The following is a 23,591-nucleotide window of genomic DNA, read 5'->3' as shown; positions in this document are numbered from 1 at the left end:
CGATACGGCATTTGGCCGCGTGGCAAGCCGGCTATTAATTTAAGCCTGAATCATGTCGAACGATTACCTAAAGCGAATACTCACCTCGAAAGTGTACGACATTGCCGTCGAAACACCTCTGGAACCCGCTCCCCAGGTATCGGCTCGAATTAGTAACACGGTGCTGCTCAAGCGCGAAGACTATCAAGCGGTCTTCAGTTTCAAACTGCGCGGTGCCTATAACAAAATGGCCAATTTGTCGGCAGCCGAGCTCAAGCGCGGCGTGCTGGCGGCCTCGGCGGGTAACCATGCGCAGGGCGTGGCCATGTCGGCCCGCAAGCTGGGTTGTCGTGCGGTCATCGTCATGCCCACCACCACGCCGCAAGTCAAGATCGACGGCGTGCGCAATCTGGGCGGCGAAGTCGTGCTGGCGGGCGACAGCTATTCGGATGCGTACGAGCATGCCATGGAGTTGCAGAAGGCCGAAGGCCTGACCTTTGTCCATCCATTCGACGACCCCGATGTCATTGCCGGTCAAGGCACTATCGGCATGGAAATCCTGCGTCAGCACCCAGGCCCTATCGAGGCGATTTTCGTGGCCATCGGTGGTGGCGGGTTGGCGGCCGGCGTTGCGGCCTATGTCAAGGCGCTGCGGCCCGAGATCAAAGTCATTGGCGTGCAGACCGAAGACTCCTGTGCCATGGTGCGCAGCATCAAGGCGGGTCGTCGTGTCAATCTGTCCGACGTCGGTCTGTTTTCGGATGGCACGGCAGTCAAGCAGGTCGGTTCCGAGACGTTTCGCCTGGTGCGCCAGTATGTGGACGACTTTGTGGTGGTGGATACGGATGCGGTGTGCGCCGCCATAAAGGATGTGTTTCAGGCCTCGCGCAGCGTTCTGGAGCCGGCGGGTGCGTTGGCTTTGGCGGGTGCCAAGCGTTATGCGGCGCAGCACAAGCTCAAGAACAAGACCCTGATTGCGGTAACGTCGGGTGCGAACATGAATTTCGACCGCATGCGCATGGTGGCTGAACGTGCCGACGTGGGCGAGGCGCGCGAAGCTTTGTTTGCCTTGACCATTCCCGAGCGCAAGGGCAGTTTCCGCCGCCTGTGCGATGCTTTGGGCACGCGTTCGGTGACGGAATTCAACTATCGCATGTCCAATCCCGAGCAGGCGCATGTCTTTGTGGGTATGTCGATTGCATCGGAAGCCGAGATCGCCAAGCTGGAAGAGCGATTCCTGAAGAAAGGATTCGGCACCTTGAATCTGACTGGCAACGAACTGGCCAAGACGCACCTGCGTTATATGGTGGGCGGCACATCCAACGAGGCCACGAACGAAATGCTGCTGCGTTTCGAGTTTCCCGAGCGACCTGGGGCGCTGCGCAAGTTTTTGAGCAGCATGAACCAAGACTGGAATATCAGCCTGTTTCATTACCGCAACCAGGGCGATGACTATGGTCGGATCTTGATAGGCATACAGGTGCCCGCTTCGGACAAGAAGGAATTCAAGACCTTCCTGGATACGCTGGGCTATCCGTATTGGAACGAAACCGACAATCCGGCGTACAAGCTGTTTCTGTAAGTGATTTGCGTGCTCGGGGCTACTTTGGGCACGGATACGAAACCCCAAAAGCGGAGCGTGGCTTGGCTTTTGGGGCTTTTTTTTGCGTTGCGTTCAAGGTTGGCAGTGGAGGCAAGGATTTGCCCATGCGTAGTATCGCTTAGATGCGTAATCGGCCCAAGGCCAGCCGCATCGGCTCCAGGCTGTCGTGCAGCCGCTGAAAGGCTTGCTCCTGGCGGATGCTCAGGGCTTGGGCCTGTTCCAGTGTGATCACTTCAAACCCGAGGGTCTGGCCGGGGAGTCGCTGGGCGAGCAGGGCCAGGTCAACGCTAGCAACCTGCGCGATGCGCGGGTAGCCGCCTGTCGTCTGGCGATCGGCCATCAGTACGATGGGCTGGCCGTCGTTGGGTACCTGGATGGTGCCAAAGCAGGTGGGGCCCGAGAGCAGTTCTTGTTGCGTGTTGCGCTGGAGTGGTTGGCCTTCCAGCCGGTATCCCATGCGCTCGGAAGCAGGACTGATCCGGTAGGACTGTGTCTGGAACAGCGTCAGTGATTCCTTGGTGAACAGCCCAGCTTGTTCGTCCAGGACGACGCGGATGCGTTCGCGCACAGGTAAGGCCAAGGCCGAAGGCAGGTAAATGCGCGCCTGATCCAGTTGTTCCTGTAGCTCGTCCAGTGCCTGGGCATCGAGCGGTAAGGAGGTCGCCAGGGTCAGTAGGTCGTTCTTGCGCAGAGCCCGTCCGTCCAGTCCGCCCAGGCCGACACGCATGTGTGTGCTTTGACTGCCCAAGGCACTGGGTACGGCAAAACCGCCGTAGACGGCCAGGTACGCGCGCGCGCCTTGGCCCGGATGGGCCGATTTCAGGGTCAATGTCTGTCCGGTTCGGGCCAGCACGGGGCGTTGCGGGGCAATGGGCCGTTTGTCCAGGGCAGCGCCCAGGTCTGCGCCGGCCAGGGCGAAGACGCAGGGGGCCTCGAATACCAGTGTGGGTCCGCTTGCGGTTATTTCCAGACTGGCCAGATCGGTATTGGGAATATTCCCCGCTAGTAAGTGGGCCAAACGGTGGGCGCGTTCATCCACTGCGCCGCCAGGAGATACGCCCAGGTGTTGGTAGCCATAGCGCCCTCTGTCCTGCAGGCTGGTCAGCAGGCCGGGTTTGACGATGCGCAGACTCATGATGCGGTCCAGTGCTCGAATTGTTCGGGCGATATGGGCACGAAGCGTACCTGATCGCCCGGCTCCAGCCGCGCGGGCGGCGAACGCAAGGGGTCGAACAGGCTAAGTGGAGTACGGCCGATCAGGTGCCAGCCTCCGGGAGAAGCGTTGGGGTAGATGATGGTTTGTCGGTTGGCGATGGCGACTGAACCTTGGGGCAAGGTCGTGCGTGGTGTTGTTCGGCGAGGCAGGTTCAGCGCGTCAGGCAGCATGCCCAGATAGGGGGCGCCGGGGGCGAATCCGACCATAAACACCAGCTGCGGCAGGCTGCTGTGCAGTTCGATTAACTGTTGCTCGGTCAATGCTAACTGGCGGGCCATATCGGCCAGGTCGGGGCCGAAGTCGCCGCCATAACAGACGGGTATGTCTACCAGCGTGCCGGTCTGGACAGCGGTATCTTCTAGTGTGTCCAGAGTCTGGTGGATATAGGCCTGCAGCCGTTCGAGCTGATCGCTGCTGCCGTCAGGCAGGAAGTGAATCGCCACGCTGGTGAAGCTGGGTACCAGATCGCGCACGCAGGTGGGTGCCCGGGCACGCAACAGGCGGGCGGCCTGCGTGCAGCGCAGACCGGTGTCCAGGGCAATGCCGCCGCCGAACTGAACCAGCAGGCAGCGGTCGCCCTGTGGAATAAGTTGCCAGGACGTGGACATGCTTATTTGGCGAAGAGGGAATCCAGGTTGTTGAAGGCTTTGAACTCCAGGGCATTGCCCGAGGGGTCCATAAAGAACATGGTGGCCTGTTCGCCGGGTTCGCCCTTGAAACGGATATAAGGTTCGATGACGAACTGGGTTCCCGCTGCGACCAGCTTGTCGGCTAAGGCTTGCCAGGTCTGCATGTCCAGCACGATGCCGAAGTGGCGCACCGGTACATTGTGGGCATCCACGGCGCTGGTGGCCAGGCTACCGCATTCTTCGGGGGCCAGATGCGCCACGATCTGGTGGCCGTAGAAGTTGAAGTCTATCCACTGGTCCGAGGAGCGGCCTTCGGGACAGCCCAGTGTCTGACCATAGAATTGGCGCGCCACGGCCAGGTCGTGAACGGGAAAGGCAAGGTGAAATGGGCGTAGCCCGGTCGATTGCGACATGCTTGGCTCCTGTGCGGCGCGTGGCCGACAATGTGGTCAGAGCCGTTCATTGTAGGGCCAAGCGCACGCGGGTGCAGGTCAGTTGTCCAGGATGCGGACGCGGCTTTTTGGAAAGCGCAATGTAAACAGGCTGCCCACGCCCAGACGGCTCTGGATCTGCAGTTCGGCATTGTGGCGCATCACGATATGCTTGGTGATCGCCAGGCCCAGGCCCGTGCCGCCGGTGGAGCGGGAACGGCCCTTGTCTACGCGGTAGAAGCGTTCGGTCAGGCGCGGAATGTCTTGTGGGGCGATGCCTATGCCGGTGTCCTGCACCGAGTAACACGCATCGCCGTTATCCAGCACATACCAGCTGACGGTAATAGTGCCGTCCTTTGGGGTGTAGCGAATGGCGTTGGTAATCAGGTTGGAGACGGCTGAGCTCAGTTCGGTTTCCATGCCCTGGATGGCCAGGCCGGGGTCCAGATTGGTCACAAAGGTATGCTGTCCGCCGGAGATGGCTTCGCCTTGTTTGAGCGCGCTCTGGATCAGATTGCTGACCTGTACCGTTTCGCCTTCGACTGTGGGCGAAGATTCCAGTGTGGACAGGGTCAGCAGATCGGCCACGATGGATTGCATGTGCCGGGTCTGCTCCAGCATCATGGCCTCGTAGCGTTGGCGCTGCTCAAGCGGCAGGCTTTCGGCAGGCATGTCCTGCAATGTTTCCAGAAAGCCCAGCAGCACGGTCAGGGGGGTGCGCAACTCGTGGGACACATTGGCCACGAAGTCCTTGCGGGTGGTCTCCAGCTTTTCTACCTGGGTTACATCGCGGGTGACGATCAGGAACTGGCCCAGGCCGTAGGGGGTCAGTTGCAGCAGCAAGGATTTTTCCAGACCGTCCCTGTTGATGTGCAGCAGCAAAGGGCCATCCCAGCGCAATTGGCGGGCATAGCGCGAAAATTCCGGCGCGCGCAGAATATTGAAGATGCTGTGGTGGCGGTCTGTCGCCAGATTCAGACCGATGTGTTCGCAGGCGGTCTGGTTGCACCACTGCAGTTCCATTTCTGCATTCAGTGTGATGGCGCCGTCGGGCAGTGCTTCGGCGGCCATCATGATGCCGTCCACATGACGGTTCAGGTCCAGGATTTCCTGGCGGTCGCGCCGCAACTGGCGGTAGACCGGAGCCAGAATCGCGTCCCAGGGGCCGATGGAGGGGGGCGGAGGGTCGTTCAGGTTGCGTGTCCACTTCTGGATGCGGGACACATGGGCCCCACTGACCAGCACCATGATGAGCAGGCCGAAAGCCAGGCAGGCAAAGCCGGTGGCCGGACCGAGCCACCAGCCCATGATGGCCCCGAAAATGGCCCAGAGAATAATAGACGTCAAGGTGCTGAGCATGGGGGGTCAGGCTGTCGGAGCTTTTTCCAGTGGAGAGAGGGCAAAACGATAGCCTGAGCCGCGTATGGTTTCAATATGTCTGTCGTGTCCGGTGGGTTCCAGCGCCTTGCGCAAGCGGCGGATATGCACATCGACGGTACGCTCTTCCACGAAAACGTGATCGCCCCAGACTTGGTCGAGCAGTTGCGAGCGCGTAAAGACCCGTTCGGTATGCGTCATGAAAAAGTGCAGCAGGCGAAACTCGGTCGGGCCTATGGTCAGGGCCAGACCTTCGCTGGACAGGCGATGCGTACTGGGGTCCAGCTGCAGATTGCCGATGGTGATCATATCGTCGGTCAGCTGGGGTGCGCGGCGGCGCAGCACGGCCTTGATGCGGGCGATCAGCTCTTTTGGAGAGAAGGGCTTGGTGATGTAGTCATCGGCACCGGCCTCCAGGCCGTCTACTTTGTCCTGTTCCGAGCCTTTGGCCGTGAGCATGATGACCGGAATGTGACGCGTGCGCTCATCGGTGCGCAGCTTGCGCGCCAGGCTGATGCCCGACGAGCCGGGCAGCATCCAATCCACCAGAATCAAGTCGGGCAGTTCGGCGCGGATCAGCACCTGGGCCTGTTCGGCATCAAATGCGCGCAGCACTTTGTGGCCGGCGAACGAAAGATTGACGGAGATCAGTTCCTGGATCGCGGGTTCGTCTTCCACGACTAATATGCTTGTACTCATTGTTTCTTCAGACTGGTCCGATACAAGGGGTGAGAGGGCAGCGAGGGTATGGCGTCATCATATGGCGTGAATGTTTCAAGTTTGTGAATGTGCATAAAACTGCAATATGACGGTGTCGCAATCGCGCTGCATCCCAGGGGATGGCGCGTGATGCGGTGGCCGTACTTTTTTTTCCGCTACCCGAAAACTGCGTTACGATTACGGCATTATGGAAACACAGCGTCCTCATTCCTCTCCTGCCCAGGATTCCGCCACGCATTTCGGTTTTAAGACCGTTGCCGAAAATGAAAAGGCTGGCAAAGTTGCCGAAGTCTTTCATTCGGTGGCCAGCAATTACGACATCATGAATGACTTGATGTCGGGCGGTCTGCATCGCATCTGGAAGTCTTTTACCATTGGTCGGGCCGGCGTGCGCCCTGGCATGAAAGTGCTGGATATTGCCGCAGGCACGGGCGATCTGACCCAGTCGTTTGCCCGTCAGGCGGGCGATGATGGTGAAGTCTGGCATACGGATATCAATAGCTCCATGTTGCGTGTGGGGCGTGATCGTCTGCAGGACAAAGGAATTTTGACGCCATCGGCGGTGTGCGATGCCGAACATCTGCCTTTCCCGGACGCTTACTTTGATCGTGTTTCGGTGGCTTTCGGGCTGCGCAACATGACGCACAAAGATCGTGCGCTGGCTGAAATGAAACGCGTGCTGCGCCCAGGCGGCAAGTTGCTGGTGCTGGAGTTCTCGCGTGTTGCCAAGCCTTTGCAGGCACCGTACGACTGGTACTCTTTTAATATCTTGCCGCGCATCGGCAAGTGGGTGGCCAAGGACGAAGAAAGCTACCGTTATCTGGCCGAGTCCATACGCATGCATCCCGATCAGGATACCTTGGCCGACATGATGCGTGATGCCGGTCTAGAACGTGTCCAGTATTTCAACCTGACCGCCGGCATTGCGGCGCTGCACGAAGGCGTGCGTCTGGATTGAAACCGACGATTTTCGAGGCAACGGCACCATTCGGTGCCGTTGCCTTTTTTGCCTTAGACGGGGCAAAAAAATCTGGTATGGTGGAAAGTGTCATGTTAATGTTCAGCTTTCCGTAAGCTTTCTTGAATAATCGACTGGAGTGATTCCAGATGGCAGCGGGCAGAACCCGATGCCGCAGGCAGATCACATCAGCCAGGAGTGGTGCACTATGTCTAGCCGACTTTCTCGTTTTCTCATGGCCGTTGTGCTGGCTGTCAGCACCGGCGCTATGTTGACTGTTTCTTACGACGCCGAAGCGCGCCGCGCGGGCGGCGGCTCCAGCATGGGCCGGCAGTCGTCCAATGTCACTCAGAACCGTTCTGCCGTTACGCCACCTGCTGCCGCCAACAACACCGCACGTTCCGCCGCTCCTGCAGCCGGCGCTGCTGCGGCTGGCACGGCTGCCGCCGGTACGGCCGCCAAGAGCGGTATGTCCCGCTTCCTGGGCCCGATCGCCGGCATTGCCGCCGGTCTGGGTATTGCTGCCTTGCTCTCTAGCATGGGCTTGGGCGGCGCATTCCTGGAAATGATGTCCAGCCTGCTGTTGATCGGTCTGGTGATTTTTGCGGTTCTGTTTATTGTGCGCCGTCTGCGCGGCTCGTCCGCTCGTCCTGCCATGCAGCAGGCCGGTGCCCAGCCCATGATGCGCAACAACAATCAGGCCCCTACGCCTTGGCAACAGTCCAACCCAGCGCCCGCCGCCGCGCCTGCCGCTGCTCCGGCTGCTGCCGCTGCTGCCGTGCCAGCCCCTCCGGTGGACGAGAGCTGGTTCATCCCCGGCGACTTCGATACCCCCACCTTCCTGGCCAATGCCAAGAAGCAGTTCGTGGAAATCCAGAAGCTGTGGGACAAGGGCGACGTCGAGCAACTGCGCAATTTCCTGACCGACGATCTGCTCAAGGAAGCCGCGCCTCAGATCATGCAGCGTCAAGGCGATAACGTGACCGAAGTCGTGTTGTTGAATGCCGAGCTGCTGGGCATTGAAAAAGTGGCTGATGGTCACCTTGCCAGCGTGCGTTACTCCGGCATGCTGCGCGAAGCCGTCGGCGCAGATGCCTTCCGCTTCGAAGAGGTATGGAATCTCTTCAAGGCTGACGGGGCGGGGTGGATGTTGGCCGGTATTCAGCAGATTCCGGTCGACCCCAACGCCTGATCGCTGTTTACGTATACAGCCGCCTTCCCGAAGAAGGCGGCTGTTTTTTTGTTGTCGGGCAGGATCAGGGCAATAGCGTGCTTGTTCCTGTTGTTCGGGACATCGAACTGTGTCTATGTCGGGTTAAACTGACGTTTTCATTTGACGGATTTGCCGGCATGGGCCGCAAATCCACATGGACATGCCTGGTATTTCTTCCTTCCTCGACCCTGCCGCCGTGGGCGTGCGCCTGCTTAACGCCTTGCTGCGTCGCGAGGATTGGGCGCGCGAACGCCTGTGCGCCTATGCCGGCAAGACGGTCGCGCTGGCGCTGGGCCGTTTGCGTCTGGTCTATACCATTACATCCGAAGGCGGGCTGGACCTGGGGCATCCCGCCGTGGTGCCCGATGTCACTCTGACTTTGCCTGCCGAGCGTTTGCCGGATTTGCCACAGGTGATCCAGGATGGCGACTTCAGCCGCATTGCTCAACTGATGCATGTGCAGGGCGAGGCCGGTCTGGCCAATCTGGTGTCCGAGCTGGCCGCTCATCTGCGCTGGGATGCTGAAGAAGATCTGTCCAAGGTTGTGGGTGATGTCATGGCTGTGCGTCTTGTCGGGGGAGCTCGGCAGGCGTTGGCTGGTCTGCGTGATCTGGGGCGTCGCCTGGCAGGTAATACGACAGAGTATCTGTCTCAGGAAAGCGGTTTGCTGGTTAGTCGGGACGAGTTGGCGCGGCTGCGCGAGCAGACTGAGAGTTTGTCATCCCGGCTGGATGGCCTGGAGCGTCGCCTGGATGCCGGGCAAGCCAGAGTGAAAGGGCGCTGAGTATGTTTTCTTTCTGCCGTCTGTTCACTATTTTGCTGGTCGCGTTCCGCTACCGCTTGGACGAGCTGGTGCTGTCGAGCATTCGTCATCCCTGGGCGTCGCGCTTGCTACGTCTGGTGCGTCTGGGCCGTGCGCCTACCCTGCCGCGTGGGGTGCGCCTGCGACTGGCCTTGGAGAGTCTGGGCCCCATCTTCGTGAAGTTTGGACAGGTCTTGTCCACGCGCCGCGATCTGATTCCCCTGGATATTGCCGAGCAGTTGGCCTTGCTGCAAGACCGCGTGCCGCCGTTTCCGTCGGAAGTGGCGGCCGCGACCATAGAGAAAGCCCTGGGGGCACCGCCGCAGCAGTTGTTTAAGCAGTTCGACATGCAGCCTATCGCCTCGGCCTCTATTGCCCAGGTGCATTTTGCCCAATTGCACGACGGTCGGGAGGTGGCCGTGAAAGTGCTGCGTCCGGGCATGCACGAGGTCATTTTCAAGGATTTGCGTCTGATGCGGGCCATTGCCGGCCTGGTCGAGCGTTTGGGGGCGGACGGACGGCGCTTGAAACCGCGTGAAGTGGTGGCCGAGTTCGATAAATACCTGAACGACGAGCTGGACCTGATCCGCGAAGCGTCCAATTGCAGTCAGCTGCGTCGCAATTTCTCTATGGAAAAGGAGCGCGCCGAGCTGTTGATCGTGCCCGAGGTCATCTGGGAATATTGCGCTTCCTCGGTCTTTACCATGGAGCGCATGAAAGGCATTCCAGTCAATCAGATCGATCGCTTGCGCGCGGCCAATGTGGACATGAAGGACCTGGCGCGCAAAGGGGTGGAGATCTTCTTTACCCAGGTATTTACCGACGGTTTTTTTCATGCCGACATGCACCCGGGCAATATCTATGTGTCCGATGCGCCCGAGACGCTGGGACGGTATATTGCCCTGGATTTCGGCATCGTCGGCTCTTTGTCTGAATTCGACAAGAATTATCTGGCGCAGAATTTTCTGGCTTTCTTTCGACGCGACTACCGGCGAGTGGCGCAATTGCACATCGAGTCGGGCTGGGTGCCGCCGCAGACGCGCGAAGAAGAACTGGAAGGTGCTGTACGGGCGGTGTGCGAACCTTATTTCGACCGGCCCTTGTCGGAAATTTCTCTGGGACAGGTGCTGTTGCGCCTGTTTCAGACGTCGCGCCGTTTCAACGTAGAAATTCAGCCGCAGCTGGTGCTGCTGCAGAAAACCCTTCTGAATGTGGAAGGGATGGGGCGGGATCTCGATCCAGAGTTGGATCTGTGGGATACCGCCAAGCCGTATCTGGAAAAGTGGATGTACCAGCGTATCGGGCCGTCCGGACTTTATCAGCGCTTGCGACAGGAGGCTGGGCAGTGGGCCCAGATACTGCCGCAGCTTCCGCGTCTGGTCCATGCCAATCTGGACAGACCCGATACCCGGCAGGCGCTGAACCAGGAAATCAAGCTGTTGCGCCAGTCGCAGCAGCAGACCAACAAGCTGCTCACGGTGCTGTGCGCCGTATTGGCAGTGGCCCTTGGTGTTGCTATCTGGGCGTTGGTGGGACGATGAAGTGTGACTTCCACGCGACGCGTCGGTTTTTTTTAAGAACTGACATATTTCTGATAACCGCGGGTTCTACGATGGACGCATGCCTGCCGGCCCATATGTGCGCCGGCCATCAGCAAGTCCGTTTGGCCGGCCTTCGCGCCGCTGTCATGGAACCGCTTGATTCTTTTTAGGAATCGTTATGCTCTACCACGAATTGTTCAAGTCCATGGAGGCGGTGCGCTGGAATCTGGCGCAGGACATCCCTTGGGACGATTTTGATGGCAGCAAGCTCAGCGACGAGCAGGCCTACACCATCAAGATGAATGCCATCACGGAATGGGCCGCGTTGCCGGCTACCGAGATGTTTTTGCGTGACAACAAGGACGACAGCGATTTTTCCGCGTTCATGTCGGTCTGGTTCTTCGAGGAGCAAAAGCACTCGCTGGTGCTTATCGAGTACTTGCGCCGTTTTCGTCCCGAATTGATGCCTACCGAAGAAGAGCTGCACAAAGTGCGCTTTGACTTTGATCCGGCTCCCGCGATGGAGACGCTGATGCTGCATTTTTGCGGCGAAGTGCGTCTGAATCATTGGTACCGCCGCGCCGCCGACTGGCACACGGAGCCTGTGATCAAGGCTATTTACAAGATCGTGGCCCAGGACGAAGCCCGTCATGCTGGCGCGTACCTGCGCTACATGAAGCGCGCTCTGGTACACAAGGGACAAGAGTTTGGCTTGCAGGCGCGCATGGCGTTTGCCAAGATCGGTGTGTTGATGGCGTCGGCGCATCGCACGGCCCAGGCCCTGCATCCGACCAATCTGCACGTGAACAAGGCGATGTACCCTGAGGACACCGTGCAGTCCAAGCTGCCTTCGCCAGGTTGGCTGGAGAACTGGCTGGATACCCAGATCCGTTTCGACAAGGAATGGGAACATAAGGTCAGCACGCGCATTCTGCACAATATGTCTTTGTTGTTGGGCAGCTCTTTCGAGACCGTTCAGGAATTGAACCGCTATCGCAAGGAGTTGACCCGTCAGGCACCGGCCGAGTCCTTGATCCTGACATGACAGCGCGTTTCGAGGCCAAGATTCTGGATCGCGACGAGTTGGCCCAGGCTATCGCCCAGGGCCGCTTGCCGCGTCCGCTGGTCTTTACCAATGGTGTGTTCGATCTGTTGCACCGTGGTCATGTTACCTATCTGGATCAAGCGGCACAGATGGGGGCTGCGCTGGTGGTCGGGGTCAATGCGGACGACTCGGTGCGCCGTTTGAACAAGGGCCCCGAGCGTCCCATCAACGGCGAGCAGGACAGGGCGGCATTATTGGCGTCCCTGGCTTGCGTGGACGCCGTGGTGATCTTTCCGGAAGATACGCCCGAGGCTTTGATTGCCGCCTTGCGGCCAGACCTGATCGTCAAGGGTGGTGACTACGATATGGAAGTGCTGCCTGAAACGGCGCTGGTGCGCAGCTGGGGTGGCGATGCGCGCGCCATTCCGTTTGAGTTCCAGCGTTCGACGACATCGCTGGTCAAGAGGCTGCGTAGCTAGCTGCCGTTTGCGTTGGCAGACGGTTCCAGCAGTTGGTTTACGGCACGCAGGTCGCTTTCGTCCAGTGTGCCGCTGGCGGCCTTCAGGCGCAGGCTGTTCATCAGAACGTCGTAGCGCGCTTGCGATAGGTTGCGTTGCGTTTCGTAGAGCTGTTGTTGAGCGTTGAGCACATCGATGTTGACGCGCACGCCGATCTCGTAGGCCAGCTTGTTGGCCTTCACGGAATCCAGACTGGATTTTTCGGCGGCTTCCAGGATTTGTACCCGGCTCAGCCCGCTGGTGACGCCCGAAAAATACTGGCGTGTCTGCTGAATGGCTTGTTGCTGAGCCAGTTGCAATTGATAGCGTGCCTCTTGCAGCCGCGAGGTCTGTTCGCGCACTTGCGAGGATGTTTCGCCGCCGCGAAAGATCGGGATGCTTAGTTCCAGTCCGATGGCGCTGTTGAGCGACCGTGGGCCACCGCCAGACTGCCCGAACAAGGTCTGGTCGCTGCCGCTGCCGGTCTGCGCTTTCAGGGCCAAGGTCGGCTGGTGTTGCGCCTGGGTGCTGTTCAGTTGCTCTTGCACGGCGCGGCTGTTCAGGTCGGCCAATGCCACAGACAGACCTGATTGGCTGGATTGATCCAGCCAATCCTGCAGCCTGGATGGCTGAGGGGCGGGCAGGCGCAACGGATTGCGTAGCCGGGCCAGTTTTGCGGGTCGTTCCAGCGTCAGGGCCGCCAGTTTGTCTTGCGCAACCTGTAAGGTGTTTTCGGCTTGCAGGACTTTGGCGCGGGTCAGGTCCAGGCGGGAGCGCGCTTCGTAGGTGTCGGTAATCGTGGTGCCGCCCAACTGAAAGTTTTGGTCGGCGGCACGCAGTTGTTCATCGATAGCGGCTTGTTCGGCTTTCAGGGTGGCCAGAGCGTCCTGGGCGGCAAGTATGTCGAAGTACCCCTGGCTGACGCGCAGCATCAAGGCTTGCCTTTCCAGAGCAAGCTGAACATCGGCCCCTTGCGCCAGCAGTTGGGCGCGCTCGTATTGTGCCCAGGCGCTACGGTTGTAGATGGGCTGACTCAGGGACAAAGACCAGAGGGCGCGGTCCGAGGAGTGCCGCGTGGAAAGTCGACTGGTCTGGCGTCGTTCTTGTAGTTCGGCCGTGCCGGTGGCCGTGATCTGCGGCAATAACTGGGCGCGGCTTTGGGGAATCCGTTCCTGATCCGCCTGGCGGGCCGCCTGCGCTGCCCCGAATTGTGGTTCGCGGGCCAGCGCCTGGTTCCATGTCTGGAGTAGATCCTGGGCCTGAGCAGCGCCGCTCAGGATGCCACAGGCCAGGATGCAGACGCGCAGGTGGGCGGCGACAGCCATGCAAATTGTTGTTTCAGAACCGGAATTGAGACACGGCGGTGCCGCGCAATGGCTTGATCCAGGTATCGAACAAGGGGGTGGTCTCGAAGCTGGCGGCGCTGGTGCGGGTAATGCGCACGGCGGTCATGACGGGGTTCTGACCGACCACCACGACCAGCCGGCCGCCGATACAGAGCTGATATTTGAGGGCATCGGGGATGGTGGGTACCGATCCGGTGACCAGGATCGCGTCGTATTCGGTGGTGCCCCAGCCGGCGTGCGCATCGCCCACTTCGACTTTGACGTTGCGCACATTGTTGCGCTGCAGGTTTTCCTGGGCGAAAGCGGCCAGCTTGCTGTCGATTTCCACGGAAGTGACCTGCTGGGCCAGATGGGCCAGTAGGGCGGCCTGATAGCCCGAACCCGTGCCGATTTCGAGCACGCCGTCGGTGGGCTGCAATTGCAGATCCTGCGTCAGACGGGCCTCGACCTTGGGCGAGAGCATGGTTTCGTGGGTGTCCACGGCGTTGATGATCAAGGGCAGCTCGGTGTCCGAGAAGGCCGTCGAGCGCAGTGTCGAAGGAACATAGCGCTCGCGCTGTACGGAGAACAGGGCTTGCAGCACGTTTTCGTCGGATACGTTCCAGGGTCGGATTTGTTGTTCGACCATGTAGTAGCGGGCACGTTCGAGTTCAGACAGCGCGGTGATGTTCATAGCTTCCAGAAAACTAAAGGCGTGGCAAAGAATCAATTATAAGCCAGCGCACCAATATCGGTGCGCCGGCGCTTAGCAGGCCGGCACCATGGCATGCAGCAAGGCGCTGGCATTGTTGACGGCAATGGGCAAGAAAGTGTCAAAGTCCATGTGTGCGCCTTGATTGGCATTGTCGGAGATGCTGCGTATGCAGACAAAGGGCAGCGCGTTCAGATAGCAGACCTGGGCAATGGCGGCGCTTTCCATTTCGCAGGCCAGCGCCCCGAAAGTCTGGGTCAGCCATTGGGTTTTTTGCTGGCAGGCGATGAACTGGTCGCCGGTTACGATCCGTCCCACGTGAACCTGGTGGTTCTGGATGTGTCGGGCTGCATCCAGAGCAAGCTGGAACAGCGCTGGATCGGCTGGGAAGTCGAAGGTGTCCAGCCGGAAAAGCTGCCCAGGCGGCAGTCCCAGCGCCTGCAGGTCCATATCGTGCTGCACCAGCGTGTCGGCGATGACGATGTCACCGGGTACGATGCCGGGGCCCAATCCACCCGCAATCCCGATATTGATCAGTCGGTTTACGGAAAACTCTGAAATCAGCAGCTGGGTGCAAGTGGCGGCATTGACTTTGCCCACGCCGCACACCACGGCCACCACGGGTTTGCCCAGGTAGTTGCCGCAATGAAACGTCATGCCTGCGCGCTGGTGGGTGCGGGTATCCTGCAGGCGGGCCAGCACGACATCCAGTTCTTCGCGCATGGCCACAATAATACCGAGTGTAGACATGATGGCTCCGGGCGTCGTGGCGGACGCCGGCAAGTGATCGTGGTTCAGGAGGAGGACCAAAGGCGATGGAAGTGGTGTACCGGCCCGTGGCCGCTGCCCACATCCAGTTCGCCTGACCGTGCAATGGCCTTGTACAGATATCGCTTGGCGGCCAGGGCCGCGTCCGGCACCGAGTCGTGCTGGGGCAGCAGAGCGGCCAGCGCGGCGGCCAGCGTGCAGCCTGTGCCATGCGTGTTGACGGTGTCGATGCGTCGGGCCGGCATCTCTATCATCTGATCGCCATCGTGCAGCAGATCTATGCAGTCCGAACCGGGCAGGTGACCACCTTTCAGAAACACCCAGCGCTGATCGCTGTGGTTCATCAGGCGGCGCAGACGTTCGGCGGCCTGGCGCATTTCTTTCAGGGTCTCGACGGGACGGGCTTCGAGCAGCACACCGGCTTCGGGCAGATTAGGCGTGATCATGGTACACAGCGGCACCAGCCCTTCGCGCAGTGCGTTGACCGCCGAGCGTTCCAGCAGATGATCGCCGCTTTTGGCGATCATGACCGGGTCCAGCACCAGGTGCCGGGGTTTGAAGTGCGCCATGCGTTCGGCCACCACGCGGGTGACGGCTTCCTGGCCCAGCATGCCGATCTTGACGGCAGCAATGCGCACGTCGGCGAACAGTGTGTCGATCTGCAGGCGCACGAACTCGGCTGGAACGGGGCTGATGCCGGTGACGCCCTGGGTGTTCTGGGCAGTCAGGGCGGCGATCACGGCCGTAGCGTAGGCACCCAGGGCACTCATGGCTTTGACGTCGGCCAGAATGCCGGCGCCGCCGGAAGGATCGACTCCGGCGATGGTCAGCGTATTGGGAATCATGGAATCAGGATGTGCGGGAGTGAATCAGTCCCTCGGTCGGCGAACTGGGGTCTGCGTCGTAGTATTTGCGCGGCACGCGGCCCGACAGGTAGGCCTGGCGGCCGGCCTGCACGGCCAGGTTCATGGCGCTGGCCATCAGGATGGGCTGGCGGGCTCCGGCGATGGCGGTGTTCATCAACACGCCGTCGCAGCCCAGTTCCATGGCGATGGCCGCATCCGAGGCCGTGCCCACGCCGGCATCCACCAGGACCGGCACCGAGCTTTGATCGATGATCAGGCGCAGGTTCCAGGGGTTCAGAATACCCATGCCCGAGCCGATGAGCGAGGCCAGTGGCATGATGGCCACACAACCAATATCTTCCAGCATGCGGGCCTGGATCGGGTCGTCGGCGCAGTACACCATGACGTCGAACCCTTCGGCCACCAGTGTTTTGGCTGCTTTCAGGGTTTCGGGCATATTGGGGAACAGATTGCCCGCATCGCCCAGCACTTCCAGCTTCACCAGCTTATGGCCATCGAGCAGTTCGCGCGCCAGGCGCAGCGTGCGTACGGCATCGTCGGCCGTGTAACAGCCGGCGGTATTGGGCAGCAAGGTATATTGCGAAGGCGGCAGGTAGTCCAGCAGGCTGGGCTCGTTGGCGTGCTGGCCGATATTGGTGCGGCGGATGGCGACGGTAACGATATCGGCACCGCTGGCCTCGATGGCCAGGCGGGTTTCGTCGAAATCCTTATATTTTCCGGTGCCCACCAGCAGGCGGGATTGATAGGTCTTGCCGGCCAGGACAAATGGGTCGTTGTTCAGAGTGTGGGTCATGGTGGTGATGCGGGAGGACGGCGTCAGCACTGGCGTCGTCTGTTTCAAATAACCAATAGACAGAAGGATAATCGATTTATCCGTTCTGTGCGGGCGCGCTTGCCGGGACGTTCGGGGGCGGATGGCGCAGTGTATCCCTAGCGCCGGCTGGCGCGGTAGCGATCCAACTGTTCGCACAGTATGCGCGTGGCGTCGATCAAGCGTGGGCCGGGACGGTACAAGGCGTCCGGATTCAGGTTGAGCACGGCCTGGGGGGGCAGACCCAGGTGTGTTTCCCAGAACTGGTGGCGTGCGCGCAGCAAGGCCGGGTCTTTATACGCCATGATGATGACTTGCGGCTTGCGATGCAGCACATCTTCCAGATTGACGGTAGGGGCGACGGAGGCGTGCCGGGCATAAATGTTGCGGGTGTTGCAGGTGGCGAGCACATCCTGCGTCAACGGGTCGCGTGCCAGTGTGTAGAGCGGTTCGTGGCCGATTTCCAGAAAGGCGGTAATCGGTTCGGTGGCGTGGCGGTCCTGGCGCAGGGCCGCAATCTGATGCTCCAGGGCGGCGGCAGCCAGGTTGGCCTGCTCCAAGGTATTCAATTCCAGACCCGCACGACGTACCAATGCCGGGATGTCGTCCAGACGCTCGGGGGCCGCCAGGGTCAGATGGATGCCGGTTTGCTGTAGTTGTCGGCTCAGTTCGGGGCCGATCTGCGTGCTTTGCCAGGCCCATACCCGGTCGGGCCGCAGTTGCAGCAACATCTCCGGATTGACGCGCAGCGCGTCGCCGATGCGCGGCAGCGTCAGCGCATCCGGCGGGAAGTCGCTGGAACTGTCCACTGCCATCACATGTGCGCCGGCACCGGCCGCATATAAGATTTCCGTTATATGTGGGGCCAGGCTGACGACGGTGGGGGGGACTGCCGCAATCGGCTCGGCCCGTAGGGCAAGGGGGGCAAGCAACAGGCAGACACCGGTCAGGCCAAGGCGTAGCCGGTGTATGAATGGGGCGGCGGCAGTCATGACCATGATCAGGGCGCGGGGCAAAGCGGCGCACGGGCGCCGCCGGGGTCGCAGCCCCGTTGCCATGCTTACATGCGCCAGGCCAGGTTCAGGAACACGCTGGAGCCGGGGTTGTTGTAGCCACGGATCAGGGTGTAGTCCTTGTCCAGCACGTTGTTCCAGCGCAGCTGGGCCTCCAGGCTGGAGGTGATGGGGTAGCTGGCCGTCAGGTTCAGCAGTCCGTAGCCGCCCAGGCGTAGCTTGTTGGCGGCGTCTTCGTAACGGTGGCTGGCGAACTGGTATTCGGCACCGACTTTCAGGGCGTCGATGCGTTGTTCCACAGCCAGCTTGTGGTTTTGTTTGGCGCGGCGGATCAGTTGCTTGCCGGTGTTGTCATCCTTTGGGTTGGCAAAATCGGCGCTGGCGGTCAGGGTTGTGTCGCCCAGTTGTTTCATGGCCGTCAGGGTCAGGCCGGTGATGCGGGCCCGTTCGGTATTGGCGCTGGTGCACTCGAAGTTCGCATCGCAGACATACGGGTTGATCATGTCGCGGATACGGTTCTGGTAGACCACCAGACCCAGCTCGGTCGTCTCGTCGGTATAGCGGATGTGGCCTTCGACGTTGCGCGATTTTTCCGGATTCAGGTCGGGGTTGCCGCGAAAGCCCCAGTTATACGGGGTATACAGGTCGGCAAATGTCGGCGCGCGAAAGCCCGTATTGGCGGCCACGCCTACGGTCCAGTTTTCGGTGATGTCCAGGTCGTAGCCCAGGCCGCCCGTTACTTTGTTGCCATAGCCGCTGATATTGTCGTTGCGCAGGCTGGCCTGTAGGTGGTGGCGGTCCAGATCGCCACGGTAGATCAGGGCAACGGCATTGGTGTTGCGCTTGTCCTCGGTATGCACCGTGCTGTGCTTGATGCGCTCTTCCAGGCGCTCGGCCAGCAGCGAGACGGTGTGGCCTTGCGCCACGGTCACATCGTTCTGCCAGCTGTACTGGCGCTGCAGGGTGGAAAAGCGCGAGCTGAATTGGCGCGTTTCCACGTCTTCTTTGCTTAGCGCGGCGCTCAGGCGGCTGGTCCAGCGTTCGGCCAGTTTGTTGGTGCTGGTCAGACCGTAGGCTTGCTGTCGGGTCAATGTGCTGGGGGTGGTCAAGCCGGGGCCGCTGTCGAACTGGCCGTCCATATAGCTGTTCAGGGCGGTCAGGCCCAGGTGCTGGCCTTGTGCCCACTCGTAGCCCAGGCTGCCGCTGAATCCGTGTTGTGTGTAGCCGTTCTTGTCGCGGTTGTAGGTAAAGCCGCCGGCCTGCGGGTTGGTGGCGTTAAAGCCGTCGCTGGTGCCGTAGCTGGTGGCCAGGCTGTAATCCCAGCCTTGCGTTGCGCCCGAAAAACCGGCGCTGGACTTGAAGGTGTCGTAGGAACCCAGGCCCACATTGCCCCAGGCGCTTAAAGCACGTTCGCGCTGGCCTTTTTTGGTGATGATGTTGATGACCCCGCCGATGGCATCCGAGCCGTACAAGCTGCTGCCAGCGCCGCGCACGATTTCGATGCGTTCGATCAGCGCAGGGTCCAGCGCCTGCCAGTTCACCGAGCCGCTGGTCGAGCTGTTGATGCGCATGCCGTCGATCATGATGCGGGTTTGCTGTGGATTGGTGCCGCGCAGGTACACGCTGGTGACCGCTTGCGGGCCGCCGTTGGTGGTGATTTCCACGCCGGGCTGGCGTTGCAGGATTTCGGCCACGCTGCTTTGGCCGGCCTTTTGCAATGTGTCCTGGCCGATCACGGTGACATCGCCCAAGACATTCTTGAGTGGTTGTTCGATTCGGCTGGGGGTGACGACGATTTGTTCAAGCTTGGCCACAGGGGCGGTCTGGGCGGTGGCTATCAGCGGCAGAGCGCCGACCACGGCGGCCATCAATGGCCGGAGGGAGAATGCGGACATGGTGATTCCTGTGTGACATGCGTCCCCGCACATCGTTAAACGAGTCCGCCCGGCGCTGGGGGCGGCAATGGATTCAGGATGGCGAGAAATCCGTGCGTCAGCGGTGCTGGCGGGCGGATTTCAAGAGGCTGGTGTCGGGCTTTGCACAAGGCAGGTACCGTTGCGGGGGCAGCACGTTTTGCCCGCTCCGTCCAGGAGCGGCGTCGTTTCCCATTTGACTTTCCCAGATCCGACGTGGGCCGGACCGGAAAGCACCTCTTTCCAAGCGGAAAATGTTACATGCCTGTGACGCAAAGGTTAAGGGTTTGGGTCTGTTCAGAGATGCAAAAGGCTACAATTGTGGTGTCAATCCACCATATTTGCGGTCGCCGCCCCTGGAGCCGCTGCTTTCCGTTTCTTGTTACGGGGTTTGCCTGTGTCTTATCCAGCTTTGCCTTATCCGCTTTCCGCCTACACGCGCGGAGCCGAATTTGCTCGTCGTCTGGGCCAGCAGATTTTGATCCTTGATGGTGCCATGGGCACCATGATCCAGCGTTACAAATTGGGCGAGGCGGATTTTCGGGGGGAGCGCTTTGCCGATCACCATAAAGATGTGAAAGGCAATAACGAGCTGTTGTCGCTGGTGCGTCCGGACATCATCCGCGACATCCACGAGCAGTACCTGCAGGCGGGGGCCGATGTCATCAGCACCAATACTTTTGGTGCAACGGACATCGCCCAGGGTGACTACGACCTGCCGGGCATCAGCTACGACCTGAATCTGGCGTCGGCCAAACTGGCCTGTCAGGCCCGCGACGCGTTCAGCACGTCTGAAAGGCCGCGCTTTGTGGCCGGAGCCTTGGGGCCGCAGCCCAAAACTGCGTCCATATCGCCCGATGTGAATGACCCGGCCGCTCGTAACGTCACTTTTGAGCAGTTGCGCATTGCCTACACGGAACAGGTGCGTGCCTTGCTCGATGGCGGCGTAGACATTTTGTTGATCGAAACGGTTTTTGACACACTCAACGCCAAAGCCGCCGTTTTTGCCCTGGAAACCGTTTTTGACGAACGTGGCGAGCGTGTGCCGGTGATGGTGTCGGGGACGGTTACGGACGCATCGGGTCGTATTCTGTCCGGCCAGACGGTGGAAGCGTTCTGGAACTCCATGCGCCACGCCCGTCCCATTACGATCGGCCTGAACTGCGCCTTAGGTGCCGCCTTGATGCGCCCTTACGTGGCTGAACTCTCCAAGCTGTGCGATACCTACGTCTGTGTATACCCGAACGCGGGCCTGCCCAATCCGATGGCGGAAACCGGCTTTGATGAAACACCCGCCGATACATCGGCTTTGTTGCAGGAGTTCACTCAGGCGGGGCTGGTGAATATGGTGGGTGGATGCTGCGGCACCACGCCCGAGCACATTGCCGCTATTGCCGAGCTGTGTCGGGATTTGCCGCCGCGTGTCGTGCCGCAGATTCCCGTCAAAACCCGTCTGTCGGGTCTTGAGCCTCTGAACATCGACGACGACACCTTGTTCGTGAATGTGGGCGAACGCACCAACGTGACCGGCAGCAAAGCCTTTTTGCGCCTGATCCGCGAAGAAAACTACGAAGAAGCCTTGTCCGTGGCGCGTCAGCAGGTGGAGAACGGCGCGCAGATCATCGACATCAATATGGACGAGGGCATGCTGGATTCGGCTGCCTGTATGCATCGTTTTCTGAACATGATCGCCTCCGAGCCGGACATTGCCCGCGTGCCCATCATGATCGACAGCTCCAAGTGGGATGTCATCGAGACCGGCTTGCGCTGCGTGCAGGGCAAGGCCATCGTCAATTCCATTTCCATGAAAGAGGGCATAGAGCCGTTCCTGGAGCATGCCCGTTTGTGCCGCAAATACGGTGCCGCGATTGTGGTGATGGCGTTTGACGAGCAAGGTCAGGCTGACAGCTACGAGCGCCGTGTGGAGATTTGTGAACGTGCTTACCGCTTGCTGGTAGACGAAGTGGGCTTCCCACCCGAAGACATTATTTTTGACCCCAACGTCTTTGCCGTGGCAACCGGCATGGACGAACACGCGACATACGGTCTGGACTTTATCCGTGGCGTGGGTTGGATTCACAAGAATCTGCCGCACGCGCGTTTGTCCGGCGGTATTTCCAATGTCAGCTTTTCCTTCCGTGGCAACGAAGCCATGCGCGAGGCCATCCACACTGTATTCCTGTACTACGCCATTCAGGAAGGCTTGACGATGGGTATCGTCAATGCCGGGCAGTTGGGTGTCTATGCCGATATTGAACCGCATCTGCGCGATCTGATCGAAGACGTCATCCTGAACAGGGCCGAACCCAAGGGCAAAACCGATCCGGCTGACGAGCGCACTCCCACCGAGCGTCTGGTGGAAATGGCCGAGAGCGTCAAAGGCTCGGGTGCCAAGAAAGAAGAAGACCTTAGCTGGCGTGAAACCTCGGTCGAGCAGCGCCTGATCCACTCTTTGGTACACGGCATCACCAGCTTCATCGTGCAAGACACCGAAGAAGTACGCCAGAAGATCGATGCCCAGGGCGGTCGCCCCATCAGCGTCATTGAAGGTCCTTTGATGGACGGCATGAATGTGGTGGGCGATCTGTTCGGTCAGGGCAAGATGTTTTTGCCGCAGGTGGTGAAGTCTGCGCGGGTGATGAAGCAGGCCGTGGCGCACTTGATTCCCTTTATTGAAGAAGAAAAGCGCCAGATCGAAGCCGCGGGTGGTGATGTGCGCTCCAAGGGGCGCATGGTCATTGCCACGGTGAAAGGCGACGTACACGACATCGGCAAGAACATTGTGTCCGTGGTGATGCAGTGCAATAACTTTGAAGTGGTCAATATGGGCGTGATGGTTCCGTGCGCCGAGATCCTGGCCAAAGCCAAAGAGGTAGAAGCCGATATTGTCGGCCTGTCCGGACTGATTACCCCCAGTCTGGAAGAAATGGCCTATGTCGCCTCCGAGATGCAGCGCGACCCGTACTTCCGCGAGCGCAATATTCCTCTGATGATTGGCGGTGCAACCACCAGCCGCGTGCACACGGCCGTCAAGATTGCTCCGCATTACGATGGCCCAGTCATCTACACTCCGGACGCCAGCCGTTGCGTGGGTGTAGCTACCCAGCTAGTGTCGGACAATGTGGACGAGTTCTTGGCTGAAGTGCGCGAGGAGTACGAACAAGTGCGCCAGCGTCATGCCAACCGCAAGGCCACCCCTTTGATTTCGCTGGAAAAAGCGCGTGAAGACAAGCCTGTCATTGACTGGTCCACTTACGTGCCACCACGCCCTAAATTCATTGGTCGCCGCACCTTCAAGAATTACGATCTGGCCGATATTGCCCAGTTCATCGACTGGACGCCGTTCTTCCAGACCTGGAGCCTGTTCGGTAAATATCCGGCCATTCTGGAAGACAAGGTGGTGGGCGAACAGGCCAAGACCCTGTTTGCTGAAGGGCAGGCCATGTTGAAGAAAGTGATTGAAGGTCGCTGGTTGACCGCGAATGGCGTCATTGCCTTCTACCCAGCCAATACCGTCAACGGCGAGGATATCGAGGTCTACTCGGACGAATCGCGCAGCGACGTCCTGTTCACCTGGCGCAATCTGCGTCAGCAGGGCGTCAAGCGTGAAGGTGTGGACAGCAAGTGCTTGGCCGACTACATCGCACCTAAAGAAAGCGGCGTGGCCGATTACATCGGTATGTTTGCCGTCACGGGCGGGATCGGCGTGGACAAGCTGTCCGAGCGTTTCCAGGCCGCAGGTGACGATTACTCAGACTTGATGATCAAGGCACTGGGTGACCGTTTTGCCGAAGGCTTTGCCGAATGCCTGCACGCCCGTGTCCGTACGGACTTGTGGGGCTATGTGACCGACGAGCGTTTGTCCAACGAAGAGCTGATCGACGAGAAATACCAGGGCATTCGTCCGGCCCCTGGCTACCCGGCCTGCCCGGAGCACGTAGTCAAGCACGATATGTTCCGTGTCTTGCAGTGCGAAGACATCGAGATGTTCATCACCGACAGCTACGCCATGATTCCGGCTTCCAGCGTGTCCGGTTTTTACTTCAGCCACCCGCAGTCCAAGTATTTCAACGTGGGCAATATCGGCGAAGACCAGCTCCAGGATTACATCCAGCGCAGTGGCCGTACGGAAGAAGACGTGCGCCGTACCTTGTCGGGCGTGCTGGGCTGAC

The 23,591-nt window shown here is 60.0% G+C and carries 20 protein-coding genes and 1 riboswitch; of the genes, 8 read left to right on the top strand and 12 right to left on the bottom strand.

Translation table 11 applies throughout. From position 1 onward, the window contains the following. The first annotated feature begins 52 nt into the window (after positions 1–52). Positions 53–1,561: a threonine ammonia-lyase, biosynthetic gene (gene ilvA, locus AADW57_RS15720; protein ID WP_341667826.1), complete on the top strand. Its 1,509-nt coding sequence runs from the start codon at positions 53–55 to the stop codon at positions 1,559–1,561. Between the two features lie 139 nt (positions 1,562–1,700). On the opposite strand, the gene AADW57_RS15715 is transcribed toward ilvA, so the two are convergent. The 5 genes from AADW57_RS15715 to phoB all read right to left on the bottom strand — a co-directional run bounded on the left by AADW57_RS15715 (position 1,701) and on the right by phoB (position 5,934). Further along, positions 1,701–2,717, bottom strand: a complete 1,017-nt coding sequence (locus tag AADW57_RS15715) for a 5-oxoprolinase subunit C family protein (RefSeq protein WP_341667825.1) — start codon at positions 2,715–2,717, stop codon at positions 1,701–1,703. After that, on the bottom strand, positions 2,714–3,406 hold the full coding sequence (pxpB, locus tag AADW57_RS15710; protein WP_341667824.1) for a 5-oxoprolinase subunit PxpB: 693 nt from the start codon (positions 3,404–3,406) through the stop codon (positions 2,714–2,716). Before pxpB ends, AADW57_RS15715 begins: the two co-directional genes overlap by 4 nt. A gap of 2 nt (positions 3,407–3,408) precedes the next feature. Continuing rightward, positions 3,409–3,840, bottom strand: a complete 432-nt coding sequence (locus tag AADW57_RS15705; protein WP_341667823.1) for a VOC family protein — start codon at positions 3,838–3,840, stop codon at positions 3,409–3,411. Positions 3,841–3,918: 78 nt separating this feature from the next. Continuing rightward, a complete protein-coding gene (phoR, locus tag AADW57_RS15700) occupies positions 3,919–5,217 on the bottom strand; it encodes a phosphate regulon sensor histidine kinase PhoR (protein ID WP_341667822.1) in 1,299 nt (432 codons plus the stop codon). Between the two features lie 6 nt (positions 5,218–5,223). Further along, positions 5,224–5,934: a phosphate regulon transcriptional regulator PhoB gene (gene phoB, locus AADW57_RS15695; RefSeq protein WP_341667821.1), complete on the bottom strand. Its 711-nt coding sequence runs from the start codon at positions 5,932–5,934 to the stop codon at positions 5,224–5,226. 208 nt (positions 5,935–6,142) lie between these two features. Between phoB and ubiE the strand changes: the two genes are divergently transcribed. From ubiE to rfaE2, 6 genes are all read left to right on the top strand, one after another. Further along, entirely contained in the window at positions 6,143–6,913 is a 771-nt protein-coding gene (gene ubiE, locus AADW57_RS15690; RefSeq protein ID WP_341667820.1) for a bifunctional demethylmenaquinone methyltransferase/2-methoxy-6-polyprenyl-1,4-benzoquinol methylase UbiE, read from the top strand. A 208-nt stretch (positions 6,914–7,121) separates the two neighbouring features. Continuing rightward, positions 7,122–8,105, top strand: a complete 984-nt coding sequence (locus tag AADW57_RS15685) for a Tim44 domain-containing protein (protein ID WP_341667819.1) — start codon at positions 7,122–7,124, stop codon at positions 8,103–8,105. A gap of 175 nt (positions 8,106–8,280) precedes the next feature. Continuing rightward, positions 8,281–8,910, top strand: a complete 630-nt coding sequence (locus tag AADW57_RS15680; protein WP_341667818.1) for a ubiquinone biosynthesis accessory factor UbiJ — start codon at positions 8,281–8,283, stop codon at positions 8,908–8,910. A 2-nt stretch (positions 8,911–8,912) separates the two neighbouring features. Then, positions 8,913–10,469: a ubiquinone biosynthesis regulatory protein kinase UbiB gene (ubiB, locus tag AADW57_RS15675; RefSeq protein ID WP_341667817.1), complete on the top strand. Its 1,557-nt coding sequence runs from the start codon at positions 8,913–8,915 to the stop codon at positions 10,467–10,469. Between the two features lie 178 nt (positions 10,470–10,647). Further along, on the top strand, positions 10,648–11,514 hold the full coding sequence (locus tag AADW57_RS15670) for a ferritin-like domain-containing protein (protein WP_341667816.1): 867 nt from the start codon (positions 10,648–10,650) through the stop codon (positions 11,512–11,514). After that, the gene (rfaE2, locus tag AADW57_RS15665) at positions 11,511–11,993 is read left to right on the top strand and encodes a D-glycero-beta-D-manno-heptose 1-phosphate adenylyltransferase (RefSeq protein ID WP_341667815.1); all 483 of its coding nucleotides are present in this window, start codon (positions 11,511–11,513) and stop codon (positions 11,991–11,993) included. Before AADW57_RS15670 ends, rfaE2 begins: the two co-directional genes overlap by 4 nt. Here rfaE2 and AADW57_RS15660 read toward each other — a convergent pair. From AADW57_RS15660 to AADW57_RS15630, 7 genes are all read right to left on the bottom strand, one after another. Continuing rightward, positions 11,990–13,336: a TolC family outer membrane protein gene (locus tag AADW57_RS15660; RefSeq protein ID WP_341667814.1), complete on the bottom strand. Its 1,347-nt coding sequence runs from the start codon at positions 13,334–13,336 to the stop codon at positions 11,990–11,992. The two genes, rfaE2 and AADW57_RS15660, sit on opposite strands and share 4 nt — an antisense overlap. Positions 13,337–13,349: 13 nt before the next feature. Continuing rightward, entirely contained in the window at positions 13,350–14,030 is a 681-nt protein-coding gene (locus tag AADW57_RS15655; RefSeq protein ID WP_341667813.1) for a protein-L-isoaspartate O-methyltransferase family protein, read from the bottom strand. 72 nt (positions 14,031–14,102) lie between these two features. Continuing rightward, positions 14,103–14,798 carry a 5'-methylthioadenosine/adenosylhomocysteine nucleosidase gene (locus AADW57_RS15650; RefSeq protein WP_341667812.1) on the bottom strand — a complete coding sequence of 232 codons (696 nt, stop codon included), beginning with the start codon at positions 14,796–14,798 and terminating at the stop codon, positions 14,103–14,105. Between the two features lie 44 nt (positions 14,799–14,842). After that, entirely contained in the window at positions 14,843–15,661 is an 819-nt protein-coding gene (gene thiD, locus AADW57_RS15645) for a bifunctional hydroxymethylpyrimidine kinase/phosphomethylpyrimidine kinase (protein WP_341667811.1), read from the bottom strand. A gap of 4 nt (positions 15,662–15,665) precedes the next feature. After that, on the bottom strand, positions 15,666–16,475 hold the full coding sequence (locus AADW57_RS15640; protein WP_341667810.1) for a thiazole synthase: 810 nt from the start codon (positions 16,473–16,475) through the stop codon (positions 15,666–15,668). 137 nt (positions 16,476–16,612) lie between these two features. Next, positions 16,613–17,485: a helical backbone metal receptor gene (locus AADW57_RS15635; RefSeq protein ID WP_341667809.1), complete on the bottom strand. Its 873-nt coding sequence runs from the start codon at positions 17,483–17,485 to the stop codon at positions 16,613–16,615. A 68-nt stretch (positions 17,486–17,553) separates the two neighbouring features. Further along, positions 17,554–19,401, bottom strand: a complete 1,848-nt coding sequence (locus tag AADW57_RS15630) for a TonB-dependent receptor domain-containing protein (RefSeq protein WP_341667808.1) — start codon at positions 19,399–19,401, stop codon at positions 17,554–17,556. A 109-nt stretch (positions 19,402–19,510) separates the two neighbouring features. Next, positions 19,511–19,675, bottom strand: a riboswitch (cobalamin riboswitch). A gap of 141 nt (positions 19,676–19,816) precedes the next feature. Between AADW57_RS15630 and metH the strand changes: the two genes are divergently transcribed. Continuing rightward, positions 19,817–23,590, top strand: a complete 3,774-nt coding sequence (metH, locus tag AADW57_RS15625) for a methionine synthase (protein WP_341667807.1) — start codon at positions 19,817–19,819, stop codon at positions 23,588–23,590. Position 23,591: the final 1 nt, after the last annotated feature.

The sequence above is a fragment of the Alcaligenes sp. SDU_A2 genome (assembly GCF_038237375.1).
Taxonomy (GTDB): Bacteria; Pseudomonadota; Gammaproteobacteria; order Burkholderiales; family Burkholderiaceae_B; genus Alcaligenes.
This window is presented reverse-complemented; position numbering and strand designations above follow the sequence as displayed.

Bases quoted from the DNA above. Each gene is read 5' to 3' on its own strand.
- phoR (WP_341667822.1), bottom strand. From the start codon at position 5,217: ATGCTCAGCACCTTGACGTCTATTATTCTCTGGGCCATTTTCGGGGCC.
- rfaE2 (WP_341667815.1), top strand. From the start codon at position 11,511: ATGACAGCGCGTTTCGAGGCCAAGATTCTGGATCGCGACGAGTTGGCC.
- AADW57_RS15640 (WP_341667810.1), bottom strand. From the start codon at position 16,475: ATGACCCACACTCTGAACAACGACCCATTTGTCCTGGCCGGCAAGACC.
- AADW57_RS15680 (WP_341667818.1), top strand. From the start codon at position 8,281: ATGGACATGCCTGGTATTTCTTCCTTCCTCGACCCTGCCGCCGTGGGC.
- phoB (WP_341667821.1), bottom strand. From the start codon at position 5,934: ATGAGTACAAGCATATTAGTCGTGGAAGACGAACCCGCGATCCAGGAA.
- ubiB (WP_341667817.1), top strand. From the start codon at position 8,913: ATGTTTTCTTTCTGCCGTCTGTTCACTATTTTGCTGGTCGCGTTCCGC.
- AADW57_RS15705 (WP_341667823.1), bottom strand. From the start codon at position 3,840: ATGTCGCAATCGACCGGGCTACGCCCATTTCACCTTGCCTTTCCCGTT.
- AADW57_RS15685 (WP_341667819.1), top strand. From the start codon at position 7,122: ATGTCTAGCCGACTTTCTCGTTTTCTCATGGCCGTTGTGCTGGCTGTC.
- AADW57_RS15670 (WP_341667816.1), top strand. From the start codon at position 10,648: ATGCTCTACCACGAATTGTTCAAGTCCATGGAGGCGGTGCGCTGGAAT.
- AADW57_RS15655 (WP_341667813.1), bottom strand. From the start codon at position 14,030: ATGAACATCACCGCGCTGTCTGAACTCGAACGTGCCCGCTACTACATG.
- AADW57_RS15635 (WP_341667809.1), bottom strand. From the start codon at position 17,485: ATGACTGCCGCCGCCCCATTCATACACCGGCTACGCCTTGGCCTGACC.
- ubiE (WP_341667820.1), top strand. From the start codon at position 6,143: ATGGAAACACAGCGTCCTCATTCCTCTCCTGCCCAGGATTCCGCCACG.
- AADW57_RS15715 (WP_341667825.1), bottom strand. From the start codon at position 2,717: ATGAGTCTGCGCATCGTCAAACCCGGCCTGCTGACCAGCCTGCAGGAC.
- AADW57_RS15630 (WP_341667808.1), bottom strand. From the start codon at position 19,401: ATGTCCGCATTCTCCCTCCGGCCATTGATGGCCGCCGTGGTCGGCGCT.
- AADW57_RS15650 (WP_341667812.1), bottom strand. From the start codon at position 14,798: ATGTCTACACTCGGTATTATTGTGGCCATGCGCGAAGAACTGGATGTC.
- ilvA (WP_341667826.1), top strand. From the start codon at position 53: ATGTCGAACGATTACCTAAAGCGAATACTCACCTCGAAAGTGTACGAC.
- pxpB (WP_341667824.1), bottom strand. From the start codon at position 3,406: ATGTCCACGTCCTGGCAACTTATTCCACAGGGCGACCGCTGCCTGCTG.
- thiD (WP_341667811.1), bottom strand. From the start codon at position 15,661: ATGATTCCCAATACGCTGACCATCGCCGGAGTCGATCCTTCCGGCGGC.
- AADW57_RS15660 (WP_341667814.1), bottom strand. From the start codon at position 13,336: ATGGCTGTCGCCGCCCACCTGCGCGTCTGCATCCTGGCCTGTGGCATC.